The organism is Tabrizicola soli, from assembly GCF_015999335.1.
GTDB classification, from domain to species: Bacteria; Pseudomonadota; Alphaproteobacteria; order Rhodobacterales; family Rhodobacteraceae; genus Tabrizicola; species Tabrizicola soli.
Genome location: NZ_JAEACP010000009.1, coordinates 54,070 through 68,711, shown reverse-complemented (window position 1 = coordinate 68,711; position 14,642 = coordinate 54,070). Strand labels below are relative to the sequence as shown.

Genomic DNA, 14,642 nt, shown 5'->3' with positions numbered 1-14,642 from the left:
AGCCGACCATGACCCCCAGCCTTGCCGACCTCAGCCATTCGCTTCTGGACGCCGCGCGCAAGGCGGGCGCCGAGAGCGCCGATGCGCTGGCCGTCGCGGGCGCCGCGCTCTCGATCGAGATCCGCAAGGGCGCGCTGGAACAGGCCGAACGCTCGGAAGGGGTGGAGATCGGGCTGCGCGTGCTGGTCGGGCGGCGGCAGGCCTGCGTCTCGGCCTCGGACACATCGGCGGCGACGATCCGGGCGCTGGCGGAACGCGCCGTGGCGATGGCGCGCGAGGCGCCCGAGGATCCGACCTCGGGCCTTGCCGACCCGGATCAACTGGCGCAGGGCTGGGACCTTGCGGCGCTGGAGCTTGCCGATCCCGCCGGAGAGCCGGGCGCCGCCACGCTGGAGGCGCAGGCCCGCGCCGTCGAGACCGCGGCGCTTGCGGCGCCGGGCATCACCCAGGTCGAGGCCGCCGCCGCCTATGGCCGCCGCTCCCTGCACATGGCCGCGACGAACGGCTTTTCCGGCGGCTACGGGCGCAGTTCCACTTCGCTCTCGGCGGTGGCCTTCACCGGCCAGGGCAACGAAATGCAGCGCGATTACGCGGGCGAGGGGCGGGTCTACGCCTCCGACATGCCGGGGGCCGAGGAGATCGGGCGACTGGCGGCGGAACGGGCCCTGCAGCGCGTCGGCTCGGTGAAGCCCCGGACCGGGACCTTTCCGGTGGTCTATGACGAACGGGTGGCGGCCTCGCTGGTCGGGCATCTGCTGTCGGCGATCAACGGCACCTCCATTGCGCGCGGCTCCAGTTGGGCGCGCGATCTGCTGGGCAAGCCGGTGCTGCCCGCTGGCCTCTCGCTGATCGAGGACCCGCACCGTCCCCGCATCGGCAGCTCGCGCCCCTTCGACGGCGAGGGGCTGGCGACCCGCCGGCGCGAGATCGTGGCCGATGGCGTGCTGACCGGCTGGGTCCTGGACCTTGCGACCGGGCGCAAGCTGGGGATGCCCTCGACCGCCAATGCCTTCCGGGGGACCAGCGCGCCGCCCTCGCCCTCGACCACCAACATCGACCTGACCCAGGGCGCGCGCAGCCGCGCCGACCTGATCCGCGAGATGGGGACGGGCCTCCTGGTGACCTCGATGATCGGTTCGACCATCAACCCGACGACCGGCGATTATTCGCGCGGGGCGGCCGGGTTCTGGGTCGAGAATGGCCAGCTGGCCTATCCGGTCCACGAATGCACCATCGCCGGCAACCTGCGCGACATGCTTCTGCGGCTGGTTCCGGCCAATGACGCGCGGGCGCATCTGTCGACGCGGGTGCCCTCGATCCTGATCGACGGAATGACCCTTGCCGGCGCGTGACCTCGCGCTTCTGACCGACGCCGCGCGCGAGGCGGGGCGGATCGCCATGCGCCACTGGCGGCGCGACGTGAAACATTGGGACAAGGGCGGCGAGCATGGCCCGGTCAGCGAGGCCGACCTTGCCGTGAACGAGATGCTGAAGGCCCGGCTGCTGGCCGCCCGGCCCGACTACGGCTGGCTCAGCGAGGAGACGCCGGACGATTCCGCCCGCCTGTCGCGCGATACGGTCTTCATCATCGATCCGATCGACGGCACCCGCGCCTTCATCGCCGGAGAGGAATCCTTCTCGCACTCGCTGGCCGTGGCGCATCAGGGGCGGGTGACGGCCGGGGTGGTCTTCCTGCCCGCGATGGACCGGATCTACGTCGCCTCGGAAAGCTCGCCCGCCTTGCGCGACGGCCAGCCGATCTCTGTCAGTCGTAGCGATCGGCTGGAGGGCTCGGATGTGCTGACGACCAAGGCCAATCTGCTGCCCGAGAAATGGCCCGGCGGGGTGCCCGACCTGAAGCGGCATTTCCGCGCCTCGCTGGCCTGGCGGCTGTGCCTTGCGGCCGAGGGGCGGTTCGATGGGATGCTGACCCTGCGCGATGCCTGGGAATGGGACATCGCGGCGGGCAGCCTGATCGCGGCCAAGGCGGGGGCGGTGGTCTCGGATCGCAAGGGAGAGGCGCTGCACTTCAACACGCCGGGCGCGATGGCCGAGGGGGTGCTGGCCCTGCCGCCCGCCGCCCATGCCGAGGCGGTGCGCCGGTTGCTGGGCTGACCATGTGAAAAGGGCCGGGAAGTCCCGGCCCCTCTGCATCAGCGTTTCGGCCCCTTCGGCGGCACGAACCGCTTGGAGGTATCGCGCGCATCGGTCCGGGGCTTTTCGGCCCGGGGTTTGTCGAACGGCTTCTTGCCCCCGGCCGCATGGCTCTTGAACCCGCCGGGCTTGCCCGGACCCTCACGTTTCACGAAGGGCCGCGCCTCGTCGCCCTTGGGCGCATAGGTCTTTTTCGGCCGGTCGCCCTCCTCACGCGGGCGGTAGCCCTCGCCCTTGGGGGCATAGGGTTTCCGCGCCGGACGGTCGCCTTCGTCACGCCGGAATCCCTCGGGCTTCGGCGCATAGGGCTTGCGGGCCGGGCGGTCGCCCTCCTCGCGCGGCTTGTAGCCCTCGTCGCGGCGCTTGAAGCCGGTGCCTTCGGCGGCATGGCTCTTGTAGCCGCCGGCGCGGGCGGGCCTGTCGGACGCGCCGCCATGGCTCTTGTAGCCGGCCGCGCGCGGAGCGGATTTCTGGTCCGGCGACCAGCGCGGCTTGCGCGGGCGGTCCTCGGTCTCGCCCTCGGGACGCGGGGCATAGGGCTTGCGCGCCGGGCGGTCGTCGTCGCGCGCCGGGCGGTCCTTCCACTCGGGCCGCGCTTCGGACGGGCGGGGACGGTCGTCGTATTTCGCCTTCGGCTTCGGCCGGTACTCGGACGGGGCCTCGTCCCCCTCCTCGACCACGCGCGGCGGTTTCGGAGTATAGGCGGGTTTCTCGGCCCGCTCGCGCCGTTCGGGACGCTCGAACCGGGGCTTCTCGGCGCGCGGGAAACGGGGCTTGTCGAATTCCGGCTCGCCCTCGACCCGCTGCATCGTCAGGCCCTTGTCCAGCTCGACCTCGCCGCCAAAGCGCGAGGCCAGCGCCTCGGCGATCTGCACGAAGGTCTCGTCCTCGCGCACCCGGATCGCGCCGATGCCGTCCTTGGCGATGCTGCCCGCGTCGCAGATCTTGGGCAGCAGCCAGCGCGCCTCGGCTCGGCCCGCGCGGCCGACCGAGATCCGGAACCAGACCGAAGGCCCGAATTCGCCGCGTTCGCGCGGGGCCGAGGGCGGCGGGACCGGCAGGTCGGTGGACAGGACCTCGGGGGCCGAGCGACCCTCGCGCCACAGCCGGACGAAGGCGGCGGCCAGGGCCTCGGCGCCGAACTGCTGCAAGAGATCGCCCGCGATCCCGGCCTCGTCGCCGATGGGGGCGGTCAGGGCGGGATGCTCCAGAATCCGCAGGTCATCCTTGGCCTGCACGTCGTCCGCGCCGGGGGCCGCGCCCCATTCCGCCACGACCTTCGCGCCCGACAGCAGGCGCTGGGCCTTCTTGAACTCGGCCGGGGTCACGATCAGCGCCGAGACGCCCTTCTTGCCCGCCCGCCCGGTGCGGCCGGAACGGTGCAGCAGCGTTTCCGAGTTGGAGGGCAGGTCGGCATGGATCACCAGCTCCAGCCCCGGCAGGTCGATGCCCCGCGCGGCCACGTCGGTGGCGATGCAGACCCGTGCGCGACCGTCGCGCAGGGCCTGCAGGGCGTGGGTGCGTTCCTGCTGGCTGAGTTCGCCCGAGAGCGCCACGACCTGAAAGCCCCGGTTGCCCATCCGCGCCAGAAGGTGATTCACGTTTGCCCGCGTCTTGCAGAAGACGATTGCCGTCCGCGCCTCATGGAAGCGCAGCACGTTGAAGATCGCATGTTCCCGGTCCCGCACCGCGACCGAGAAGGCGCGGTATTCGATGTCGACATGCTGCTTCGCCTCGCCCTGCGCCACGATCCGCAGCGCGTCCTTCTGGAACTCGCCGGCGAGCCTCTCGATTTCTTTCGGCACAGTGGCCGAGAACATCAGCGTCCGCCGGTCCTCGGGTGCGGCGGCCAGGATGAACTCCAGGTCCTCGGCAAAGCCCAGGTCCAGCATCTCGTCCGCCTCGTCCAGAACCACGGCGCGAATACCCGACAGGTCGAGGCTGCCGCGCTCGATATGGTCGCGCAACCGGCCGGGAGTGCCGACAACGATATGCGCCCCGCGCTCCAGCGCGCGGCGTTCGGTCCGGTAGTCCATCCCGCCGACGCAGGTGGCCAGCCTGGCCTGGGCGCCAGCGTAAAGCCATTCCAGTTCGCGCGCGACCTGCAGCGCCAATTCCCGCGTCGGCGCGATGGCCAGCGCGATGGGCTTGTCGGCGAACAGCAGCACGTCCTGCCCGCCCAGGATCTCGGGCGCAATCGCCAGGCCGAAGGCCACCGTCTTGCCCGAGCCGGTCTGCGCCGAGACCAGCGCATCGCGGCCCGCGACGCCGTCCGCCAGCACCGCCTCCTGCACCGAGGTCAGCGTCTCATAGCCCTTGTCTGCCAAAGCCTGCGCCAGCGGCGAGGCCACGTTCTCGATCGTCATGGATGTCTTTCCAAAGGGGGGCGAAGCCAGCGCCCGAATAAGCCAAACGGCCCCTGTCCCCCTGGTGTGGGCCTCCTCGCCCACAGTCGTGGAATCTCGACCGTCCGGGGCACCTATCCGAAAGCGGCGGTGCTGTATAGGCCCGGAAAACCGAAGGCCGCGCCCCTTGCGGGAACGCGGCCTTGGGGTAGTGGTGCCCAGAAGAGGACTCGAACCTCCACGCCTTGCGGCACTGGTACCTGAAACCAGCGCGTCTACCAATTCCGCCATCTGGGCGATGTCGTGAGGGCGATGTAGCGGCCCCTTCCGGCAGAGTCAACGGCCCCCGAATGGAAAAAATGCAATGCCGCTTTCGCCTTGCCCGCCCCCGGTGCCGGGGGTATTGATCCGGAAGGTTCCGGTGTCTTTTCGGCGCTTTCGCAGGGGTGCGCACATGAGCAAGCTTGTCACCATCTTCGGCGGTTCGGGCTTTGTCGGCCGCTACATCGCGCGCCGCATGGCGAAAGAGGGCTGGCGGGTGCGGGTGGCGGTGCGGCGGCCGAACGAGGCCCTGTTCGTCCGCCCCTACGGCGTCGTCGGCCAGGTCGAGCCGATCGCCTGCAACATCCGCGACGATGCCAGCGTCCGCGCGGCGCTGCGCGGCGCTGATGCGGTGGTGAACTGCGTCGGCGTCATGGTCCGCTCGGGCAAGAACACCTTTGCCGCGGTGCAGACCGAAGGCGCGGGCCGGATCGCCCGGATCGCCGCGGCGGAAGGGGTGGGGGATCTGGTCCATGTCTCGGCCATCGGGGCCGACAAGGGGTCGGATAGCACCTATGCCCGCACCAAGGGCGAGGGCGAGGCGGCCGTGCTGGCGGCTTTCCCCAATGCGGTGATCCTGCGCCCCTCGGTGATATTCGGGACCGAGGACCAGTTCTTCAACCGTTTCGCCGGAATGACCCGGGTGGGTCCGATCCTGCCGGTCGTCGGCGCGGATACGCGGTTCCAGCCGGTCCATGTCGATGACGTCGCCCGCGCGGCCGTCAAGGGCGTGCTGGGCGAGGCCGCTCCCGGCGTCTATGAGCTTGGCGGGCCGGAGGTCGACACGTTCCGCGGCCTGATGGACCGGATGCTCGAGGTGATCCAGCGCCGTCGGGCGGTGGTCAACATCCCCTTCTTCCTCGCCAGCGTCATCGGTTTTGCCTTCGACGCGGTGCAGGCGGTGACGCTGGGCCTGGTCGAGAACAAGATGCTGACCGTCGACCAGGTGCGGAACCTGCGGCGCGACAACGTGGTCTCGCCCGGCGCGAAGGGCTTTGCCGAGTTGGGGATCGCCCCTGTCGCGATGGAGGCCGTGCTGCCGGAATATCTCTGGCGCTTCCGGCGTTCGGGGCAATATGCGGCGATCAAGGCTTCGGCCAAGAACCTGAAGAAAGCCTGATGCATCCGGTCCTGCCGGCGCGCAGGACCCCTGACGCGCTGCCCGCCGACTGCCGCGTGATCCTTGTCATCGGCGGCAGATCCCGGCCTGAGAGCCGGTGGGGCAGGACATGGAAAACCAGACGCTTATCGCCGCCTTTCTGGGCCTTCTCGAAGGGCTGACCGAATTCCTGCCGGTGTCCTCGACCGGGCACCTCTTGCTGGCGGGGCATTTCCTGGGCTTCGAATCGAAGGGCAAGACCTTCGAGGTGGTGATCCAGCTGGGCGCGATCCTGGCCCTGACCTCGGTCTATGCCGCGCTGGTGCTGCGTCTGTTCCTGCGCGCGCGACATGACGACGCGGCGCGGCGGTCGATCGTCTCGGTCCTCCTGGCCTTCCTTCCGGCCGTGGTGGTGGGCGTGCTGGCGCATGACTTCATCAAGGAGGTCCTGTTCGAAACCCCGGCCCTGATCACCGTCATGCTGATTCTGGGCGGCGTGGTACTGCTGGTGATCGACCGGATCGCGCCCACGCCCGTTCATCGTGACGCGCTGGCGCTGCCCTTCGGCAAGTCGCTGGCCATCGGCGTCTGCCAGTGCCTTGCCATGGTGCCGGGCGTCTCGCGCTCGGGTGCGACCATCGTGGGGGCGCTGCTGATGGGCGTGGAGAAACGGGCGGCGGCGGAGTTTTCCTTCCTGCTCTCGCTGCCGACCATGGGCGCGGCGGTGGCCTATGACCTGTTCAAGAACCGCGAGGTGCTGGATTTCGGCGCGGTCTGGGAGATCGCCATCGGCTTTGCCGTGGCCTTCGTGACCGCGATCCTCGTGGTCCGGTGGGTGCTGAATTTCATCAGCCGCAGGGGTTATGCCCTGTTCGGCTGGTGGCGAATCATCGTCGGAACAGCGGCTTTGCTGGCCCTTTGGCTAGGATTTTAGGGATATATGGAAATTATGCTGACCTATTTTTAGAGTTAATGGTCACCTTTTCTGCCCTAACTGCGAAAAAACCTGCAATTAGGTAAACCATACTGACTTTTATTACGAAATGATCCGCTGTACCCATCGAAACCCGTGAGGATCGTTGGGAGGCGCAGCCGTGGCCACGCAGAAGATGCTGAAATTCGTCACCCTCGGGCGCGAGATGCCCGAGAAGCGCGAGGCATCCCTACGCTCTCAGGATTTCCACGAGATTTATCGCGAGTTCGCCGACCGCAAGGCCGCCGAGCAGGCCAGCCGCTGCAGCCAGTGCGGCGTGCCCTATTGCCAGTCGCATTGCCCGCTGCACAACAACATCCCCGACTGGCTGAAGCTGACCGCCGAGGGTCGCCTGCAGGAGGCCTATGAACTCAGCCAGGCCACCAACACCTTCCCCGAGATCTGCGGCCGGATCTGCCCGCAGGACCGCCTCTGCGAAGGCAATTGCGTGATCGAGCAATCCGGCCACGGCACTGTCACCATCGGCAGCGTCGAGAAATACCTGACCGACACCGCCTGGGAGGAGGGCTGGGTGAAGCCGATCCGTCCCCATGCCGAACGCCCGGAAAGCGTCGGCATCATCGGCGCGGGGCCGGGGGGCCTTGCGGCGGCGGACATGCTGCGGCGGCAGGGGGTGCAGGTCACGGTCTATGACCGCCACGACCGCGCGGGCGGGTTGATGACCTATGGCATCCCCGGCTTCAAGCTGGAGAAGGAGGTGGTCGAACGCCGAAATGCGCAGCTGGAACAGGCTGGCGTCGAATTCGTGCTGAACTGCAACGTGGGCGAGGATATCGCCTTCGATGCAATTCGCGGCCAGCATGACGCGGTGCTGATCGCCACCGGCGTCTACAAGGCGCGGGACATGGAAGCCCCCGGCATCGGCGCGCGCGGCGTGGTGAAGGCGCTGGATTACCTGACCGCCTCGAACCGCAGGGGTTTTGGCGATGACGTGCCCGAATTCGACAGCGGCGAGCTGAACGCGTTGGGCAAGCGCGTGGTGGTGATCGGCGGCGGCGATACGGCGATGGACTGCGTGCGCACGGCGATCCGGCAGGGCGCGCTTTCGGTGAAGTGCCTGTATCGCCGCGACCGGGCGAACATGCCGGGCAGCCAGCGCGAGGTGCAGAACGCCGAGGAGGAAGGCGTTGAATTCCTGTGGCTTTCCGCTCCGAAGGCGTTCACGGGCGGGATCGAGGTCGAGGGCGTGATGGTGCAGAAGATGCGCCTTGGCGCGCCGGATGCGACCGGCCGCCAGGCGCCGGAAGTGATCGAGGGCGCGGATTATGTCGAACCCGCCGAGCTGGTGATCCAGGCCCTTGGCTTCGAGCCCGAGGACCTGCCGGGCCTCTGGGGCGTGCCGGAACTGGCCGTCACCCGCTGGGGCACGATCAAGGCCGATTTCCGCAGCCATGCGACCAGCCTGGCGGGCGTCTATGCCGCCGGCGACATCGTCCGAGGGGCCTCTCTGGTGGTCTGGGCGATCCGCGACGGGCGCGAGGCGGCCGAGGCGATCCTGTCCTATCTGGCCCAGACCGAGGCCGTCGCGGCGGAATAGTGAACGGTTGGTGAAGCGTCTGGCAGATGTCTGGCATCGGTCCGGCAAGCGTCTGGCGCGACAGGCCGGCCCGAAAGAGTGAAACGTCAGGACCCATGACCTGATTCAGGGTGAACCGAAGATGCGGAAGTTTCTGATCCTTGCCTGCCTGACCGCCCCCGCCGCCCCTGCCTTGGCCGGGACCTGGACCGCGCCTTCGGGCTGCGATGCCTTCCTGACTGTGCAGTCGAAATCCTGCCGCGTCTCGCATTATTACAAATGCGGCGCGGATGCCCCCGGCGACCAGTGGCGGGTGGACATGGATCAGGAGGGGGCGTTCTTCTTCTCGCGCATCGACCGCGAGGGGCAATGGGTCGAAAGCTTCGATCCGGTGCGCCAGACTTTGGACCCCGGCGCGACGGATGCCGCCAGCTTCTCGGAGCTTCTGGCCGAGGGGATCGACACCTGGGACTTCACGCTGAGCCGCGACGACGGGCAGGGCAGCCGGGCGACGGGCTATGACCGGCTGACCGGGCAGAGCGTGGTGATCGACGGCGTGACCCTAAGCCAGACCGAGGTGGAGTTCACCGAATACGACGGCGCGGGCAGCGTCCTGCGCCGCTCGCGCGGCAACGAATACCTGCACCCGGACTGGCGGCTGTTCTTCGCCGGGCCGGGCGAGACCGATCTGGGCGACGGCCAGTGGCTGCCGATCGACGGCAGCCCGGTCGATTTCGTCTTTCCCGGCGACAAGGGCTTTCTTGCCACCCAGCCGATCTATGACTGCGACGCGCTGACGGCCGAGGCCGCGCGCCCCCTTGCCGACATTCTTCCCGCCAGCCTGAAGGAGTGAGCCATGACCAAATATGATGCCGCCTGGGTAAAGGCCGAGGAAGAAAAGCGCGCCTGGCTGGATGCCAACGGGCTTTACAAGGCCGAGGACGAACATTCCTCCTGCGGGGTGGGGCTGGTGGTGTCGATCAGCGGCAAGCCCAGCCGCAAGGTGGTGGAGAACGGCATCAACGCGCTGAAGGCGGTCTGGCACCGGGGCGCGGTGGACGCGGACGGCAAGACCGGCGACGGGGCGGGGATCCATGTGCAGATCCCGGTCAAGTTCTTCTACGATCAGGTGCGGCGGACGGGGCATGAGCCGGACGCGCAGAAGCTGATCGCCGTGGGCCAGGTCTTCCTGCCGCGGACCGATTTCGGCGCGCAGGAGCGGTGCCGGACCATCGTCGAGACCGAAGTGCTGCGGATGGGGCATTACATCTATGGCTGGCGGCATGTGCCGGTGGACACCTCGGTCCTGGGCGACAAGGCCAATGCGACCCGGCCCGAGATCGAGCAGATCCTGATCCGCTGCGAGAAATCCATCGACCAGGAGCAGTTCGAGCGCGAGCTCTACATCATCCGCCGCCGGATCGAGAAGGCGGCGACGGCGGCGGGCATCCAGGGGATGTATCTGTGTTCGCTGTCCTGCCGGTCGATCATCTACAAGGGGATGATGCTGGCCGAGCAGGTGGCGACCTTCTATCCCGACCTGACGGACGAGCGGTTCGAGTCCGCCTTCGCGATCTATCACCAGAGGTATTCGACCAACACCTTCCCGCAATGGTGGCTGGCGCAGCCGTTCCGGATGCTGGCCCACAACGGCGAGATCAACACGCTGAAGGGCAACGTCAACTGGATGAAGAGCCACGAGATCCGCATGTCGTCGGAGGCCTTCGGGGCGGCGGCCGAGGATATCAAGCCGATCATTCCGGGCGGGACCAGCGACAGTGGCGCGCTGGATGCGGTGTTCGAGGTGCTGGTGCGCTCGGGCCGCTCGGCGCCGATGGCCAAGACGATGCTGGTGCCCGAGGCCTGGTCGAAGCAGACGGTGAACATGCCCAAGGCCTGGGCGGACATGTATTCCTACTGCAACTCGGTCATCGAGCCCTGGGATGGTCCGGCGGCGCTGGCGATGACGGACGGGCGCTGGGTCTGCGGCGGGCTGGACCGGAACGGGCTGCGGCCGATGCGCTTTGTGGTGACGGGCGACGGCATGCTGATCGCGGGCTCCGAGGCCGGGATGGTGCCGGTGGACGAGGCGACGGTGCGCGAGAAGGGGGCCCTCGGGCCGGGGCAGATGATCGCGGTCGACATGGCCGAGGGCAAGCTTTACCGCGACACCGAGATGAAGGACCGGCTTGCCGCGAGCCAGCCCTATGGCGAGTGGGTGGGAAAGATCGTCGACCTGAACAGCCTGCTCCGCGACATCCCCGAGACGCGGACCCATAGCGGCGCCGACCTGCGCAAGCGGCAGATCGCGGCGGGGTTCACCGTCGAGGAGCTGGAGCAGGTGCTGGCGCCGATGGCCGAGGACGGCAAGGAAATGGTCGCCTCGATGGGCGACGACACGCCGCCGGCGGTGCTGTCTTCGGTCTACCGGCCGCTGAGCCATTACTTCCGGCAGAATTTCAGCCAGGTGACGAACCCGCCCATCGACTCGCTTCGCGAGGGGCGCGTGATGTCCTTGAAGACGCGGTTCGGCAACCTGCGCAACGTGCTGGACGAGAACAACAGCCAGACCGAGATTCTGGTGCTGGAAAGCCCCTTCATCGCCAACCGCGAGTTCGAGGTGATGGTGGAGCGTTTCGGCGACCAGGTGGCCTTCATCGACTGCACCTTCCCGGTGGGCGAGGGGCTGGACGACCTGCGGCTGGGGCTGGAGCGGATCCGGGCCGAGGCCGAGGATGCGGTGCGTTCGGGCGCGGGGCAGCTGGTGCTGACGGATGAGCATCAGGGGCCGGAGAAGGTGGGGATGCCGATGATCCTGGCCACTTCGGCGGTGCACAGCTGGCTGACGCGCAAGGGCCTCCGGACCTTCTGTTCGGTGAACGTGCGTGCGGCGGAATGCATCGACCCGCATTACTTCGCGGTGCTGATCGGCTGCGGGGCGACGACGGTGAACCCCTATCTGGCGCAGGATTCCATCGCGGACCGGATCGAAAAGGGGCTGATCGAGGGCACGCTGACCGATGCAATGCGGCACTATCGCGATGCCATCGACGCGGGGCTTCTGAAGATCATGTCGAAGATGGGGATCTCGGTGATCTCCTCCTATCGCGGCGGGTTGAACTTCGAGGCGGTGGGGCTGAGCCGCGCGATGGTGGCGGAGTATTTCCCGGGGATGCAGTCGCGCATCTCGGGCATCGGCCTGACGGGCGTGGAGCAGAAGCTGGAGGAAGTGCACAAGCGCGGCTGGCTGGGCGGGGCGGATGTGCTGCCCATCGGCGGCTTCTACAAGGCGCGGCGGTCGGGCGAGAAGCACGCCTGGGAAGCGCAGACGATGCACATGCTGCAATCGGCCTGCGAGCGGGCGTCCTATGACATCTGGAAGCAGTTCAGTGCGGCGATGCGGGCCAATCCGCCGATCCACCTGCGCGACCTTCTGGACATCAAGGCGCTGGGGAAACCCGTTCCCATCGAGGAGGTCGAAAGCATCACCTCGATCCGCAAGCGGTTCGTGACGCCGGGCATGTCGCTGGGCGCGCTGTCGCCCGAGGCGCACAAAACGCTGAACGTGGCGATGAACCGGATCGGGGCGAAGTCGGACAGCGGCGAGGGCGGCGAGGACCCGGCGCATTTCCTGCCGGAGCCGAACGGGGACAACCCCTCGGCGAAGATCAAGCAGGTGGCAAGCGGGCGGTTCGGCGTGACGGCGGAATACCTGAACGCCTGCGAGGAGCTGGAAATCAAGGTCGCTCAGGGCGCCAAGCCGGGTGAGGGCGGGCAGTTGCCGGGGATGAAGGTCACGGCGCTGATCGCGCGGCTGCGCCATTCGACGCCGGGGGTGACGCTGATCAGCCCGCCGCCGCACCACGACATCTATTCCATCGAGGATCTGGCGCAGCTGATCTACGACCTGAAGCAGATCAACCCGCGCGCCAAGGTTACGGTGAAGCTGGTGTCCTCCAGCGGCGTGGGCACCATCGCGGCGGGGGTGGCGAAGGCGAAGGCGGATGTGATCCTGATCTCGGGCCACAACGGCGGGACGGGGGCCAGTCCCGGAACCAGCATCAAATATGCCGGGCTGCCATGGGAGATGGGCCTGACCGAAGCGCATCAGGTGCTGGCGATGAACAACCTGCGCGAGCGGGTGACCTTGCGCACCGACGGCGGCCTGCGGACGGGCCGGGATATCGTGATGGCGGCGATGATGGGGGCCGAGGAATACGGCATCGGCACCGCCGCGCTGATCGCGATGGGCTGCATCATGGTGCGGCAGTGCCAGTCGAACACCTGCCCGGTGGGCGTCTGCACCCAGGACGAGAAGCTGCGGGCCAAGTTCTCCGGCAGCGCCGACAAGGTGGTGAACCTGATCACCTTCTACGCGCAGGAAGTGCGGGAAATCCTCGCCCAGATCGGCGCGCGGTCGCTGGACGAGATCATCGGCCGGGCGGACCTGCTGACCCAGGTCAGCCGCGGGGCGGCGAACCTGGACGACCTCGACCTGAACCCGCTGCTGATCGCGGTCGATGGCTCGCGCTCGATCACCTATGACCGGACGAAGCCGCGCAATGCGGTGCCGGACACGCTGGACGCCGAGATCATCAAGGACGGGCACCGCTTCTTCGAGGATGGCGAGAAGATGCAGCTGTCCTATGCCGTGCGGAACACGCTGCGGACCATCGGGACGCGGGCCTCGAGCCATATCGTGAAGAAGTTCGGGATGCGCAACGCCTTGCAGCCCGACCACCTGACGGTGAAACTCGCGGGCTCGTGCGGGCAGTCGCTGGGCGCCTTCGCGGTGCGCGGGCTGAAGCTGGAGGTGCAGGGCGATGCCAACGACTATGTCGGCAAGGGCCTCTCGGGCGGCATGATCACCGTGCGGCCGCTGATGGAATCGCCGCTGAAGGCCGAGGCGAATACGATCATCGGCAATACCGTGCTGTACGGCGCGACGGACGGCTTCCTGTTCGCCTCCGGCCGCGCCGGGGAGCGGTTCGGGGTGCGGAACTCGGGCGCTTCGGTGGTCGTCGAGGGCTGCGGCTCGAACGGCTGCGAATACATGACGGGCGGGGTCGCGGTGATCCTGGGCCGGATCGGGGCGAACTTCGGCGCGGGGATGACGGGCGGGATGGCCTATGTCCATGATCCGGAGGGCGTGGCCGAGGATTTCATGAACCTCGAATCGATCCTGACTTGCGCCGTCGGCCACCCGCATTGGGAGATGCAGCTGAAGGGCCTGATCCAGCGCCATCTGGACGAGACCGGCAGCCGTGTCGCCGGGCGCATCCTGTCCGACTGGGAGGCGGAGCGGCGGAACTTCGTGCAGGTCTGCCCGAAGGAGATGGTGGAACGGCTGCCGCATCCCCTGTCGGACGAGGTTGCGAAGGTTCCGGCGGAATAGCGGGGGCGACCGCTCTTGACGCTGGGGGCTTCCTTGCGTCTAACCGGCGGCATGACCGAAAAGGGCGCAGAGAAACCCGCCGCTTCGCCGCGCAGGCGCAAGCCGAAGGCCGAGGCGGCCCCGCCGCCGCCGAAGCCGCGCCTCGGGCGGGTGGCGGCGACCTGGCTGCTGCGCGGTTTCGGCGGGGTGGCGGCGTTCTATGCGCTGCTGATCCTGCTGTTCAGCTTCGTCCCGCCGCCGGTGAACCTGTACCAGCTGGGCGAGATCTGGCGGCTGGGCGGGATCGACAAGGATTGGGTCGCCTACGAGGAAATCGCGCCCGTCATGGGCCGCTCGGCCGTGGCGGCGGAGGATGCGAACTTCTGCGGCCACTGGGGCTTTGACATGACGGCCATCCGCCGGGCGATCGAGGACGGCAGCACCCGGGGCGCCAGCACGATCACGCAGCAGGTGGCGAAGAACGTGTTCCTCTGGCACGGCCGGAGCTGGCTGCGCAAGGCGATGGAGGCGGTGCTGACCCCGGCGGTGGAGCTGGTCTGGTCCAAGCAGCGGATCCTGGAGGTCTATCTGAACGTCGTCGAATTCGACGAGGGCGTGTTCGGCGTCCAGGCGGCGGCGCAGCATTATTTCGGCGTGGATGCGAAGGACCTGAGCGCGCTGCAGGCGGCGCGGCTGGCCGCCGTCCTGCCCGATCCCAAGGGCCGCAGCGCCAGCGAGCCGACCAGTTTCGTCCGCAGCCGCACCCGCGCCATCATCTCGGGCGCCGAGACGATCGCGGCGGACGGCCGTTCCGCCTGTTTCGAGGGTTGAGGCCCGCC

At 68.2% G+C, this 14,642-nt stretch carries 9 protein-coding genes and 1 tRNA gene; 8 read left to right on the top strand and 2 right to left on the bottom strand.

Annotation, left to right across the window (positions count from 1 at the left end; genetic code table 11):
* The first annotated feature begins 8 nt into the window (after positions 1–8).
* Both I7S92_RS09805 and I7S92_RS09800 read left to right on the top strand, forming a co-directional pair.
* Complete coding sequence (locus I7S92_RS09805) at positions 9–1,352, top strand: TldD/PmbA family protein (RefSeq protein ID WP_197643431.1); 1,344 nt, start codon at positions 9–11, stop codon at positions 1,350–1,352.
* A complete protein-coding gene (locus I7S92_RS09800; RefSeq protein ID WP_197643430.1) occupies positions 1,339–2,115 on the top strand; it encodes a 3'(2'),5'-bisphosphate nucleotidase CysQ in 777 nt (258 codons plus the stop codon). The genes I7S92_RS09805 and I7S92_RS09800 overlap by 14 nt, the downstream gene beginning before the upstream one ends.
* Before the next feature lie 38 nt (positions 2,116–2,153).
* Here the strand turns inward: I7S92_RS09800 and I7S92_RS09795 are convergent, their stop codons facing one another.
* Both I7S92_RS09795 and I7S92_RS09790 read right to left on the bottom strand, forming a co-directional pair.
* Positions 2,154–4,520, bottom strand: coding sequence for a DEAD/DEAH box helicase (locus I7S92_RS09795; protein ID WP_197643428.1), 2,367 nt, complete (start codon positions 4,518–4,520; stop codon positions 2,154–2,156).
* A gap of 191 nt (positions 4,521–4,711) precedes the next feature.
* Positions 4,712–4,796 (bottom strand) — tRNA-Leu (locus I7S92_RS09790).
* Positions 4,797–4,953: 157 nt separating this feature from the next.
* Between I7S92_RS09790 and I7S92_RS09785 the strand changes: the two genes are divergently transcribed.
* The 6 genes from I7S92_RS09785 to mtgA all read left to right on the top strand — a co-directional run bounded on the left by I7S92_RS09785 (position 4,954) and on the right by mtgA (position 14,634).
* Positions 4,954–5,940 (top strand): complex I NDUFA9 subunit family protein, encoded by a 987-nt coding sequence (locus I7S92_RS09785; RefSeq protein ID WP_197643426.1) that lies wholly within the window; start codon positions 4,954–4,956, stop codon positions 5,938–5,940.
* 109 nt (positions 5,941–6,049) lie between these two features.
* Complete coding sequence (locus I7S92_RS09780; RefSeq protein ID WP_197643424.1) at positions 6,050–6,853, top strand: undecaprenyl-diphosphate phosphatase; 804 nt, start codon at positions 6,050–6,052, stop codon at positions 6,851–6,853.
* A gap of 160 nt (positions 6,854–7,013) precedes the next feature.
* Positions 7,014–8,450 (top strand): NAD(P)-dependent oxidoreductase, encoded by a 1,437-nt coding sequence (locus I7S92_RS09775; RefSeq protein WP_197643422.1) that lies wholly within the window; start codon positions 7,014–7,016, stop codon positions 8,448–8,450.
* 121 nt (positions 8,451–8,571) lie between these two features.
* Complete coding sequence (locus I7S92_RS09770) at positions 8,572–9,282, top strand: hypothetical protein (protein ID WP_197643420.1); 711 nt, start codon at positions 8,572–8,574, stop codon at positions 9,280–9,282.
* 3 nt (positions 9,283–9,285) lie between these two features.
* The gene (gene gltB / locus I7S92_RS09765) at positions 9,286–13,824 is read left to right on the top strand and encodes a glutamate synthase large subunit (protein ID WP_197643418.1); all 4,539 of its coding nucleotides are present in this window, start codon (positions 9,286–9,288) and stop codon (positions 13,822–13,824) included.
* A gap of 51 nt (positions 13,825–13,875) precedes the next feature.
* On the top strand, positions 13,876–14,634 hold the full coding sequence (gene mtgA / locus I7S92_RS09760) for a monofunctional biosynthetic peptidoglycan transglycosylase (protein ID WP_197643416.1): 759 nt from the start codon (positions 13,876–13,878) through the stop codon (positions 14,632–14,634).
* The last annotated feature ends 8 nt before the right edge of the window (positions 14,635–14,642 follow it).

Excerpts from the sequence above, each read along its gene's own strand:
- I7S92_RS09805 (WP_197643431.1), top strand. The coding sequence starts at position 9 with ATGACCCCCAGCCTTGCCGACCTCAGCCATTCGCTTCTGGACGCCGCG.
- I7S92_RS09795 (WP_197643428.1), bottom strand. The coding sequence starts at position 4,520 with ATGACGATCGAGAACGTGGCCTCGCCGCTGGCGCAGGCTTTGGCAGAC.
- I7S92_RS09785 (WP_197643426.1), top strand. The coding sequence starts at position 4,954 with ATGAGCAAGCTTGTCACCATCTTCGGCGGTTCGGGCTTTGTCGGCCGC.
- I7S92_RS09780 (WP_197643424.1), top strand. The coding sequence starts at position 6,050 with ATGGAAAACCAGACGCTTATCGCCGCCTTTCTGGGCCTTCTCGAAGGG.
- I7S92_RS09770 (WP_197643420.1), top strand. The coding sequence starts at position 8,572 with ATGCGGAAGTTTCTGATCCTTGCCTGCCTGACCGCCCCCGCCGCCCCT.
- gltB (WP_197643418.1), top strand. The coding sequence starts at position 9,286 with ATGACCAAATATGATGCCGCCTGGGTAAAGGCCGAGGAAGAAAAGCGC.
- mtgA (WP_197643416.1), top strand. The coding sequence starts at position 13,876 with ATGACCGAAAAGGGCGCAGAGAAACCCGCCGCTTCGCCGCGCAGGCGC.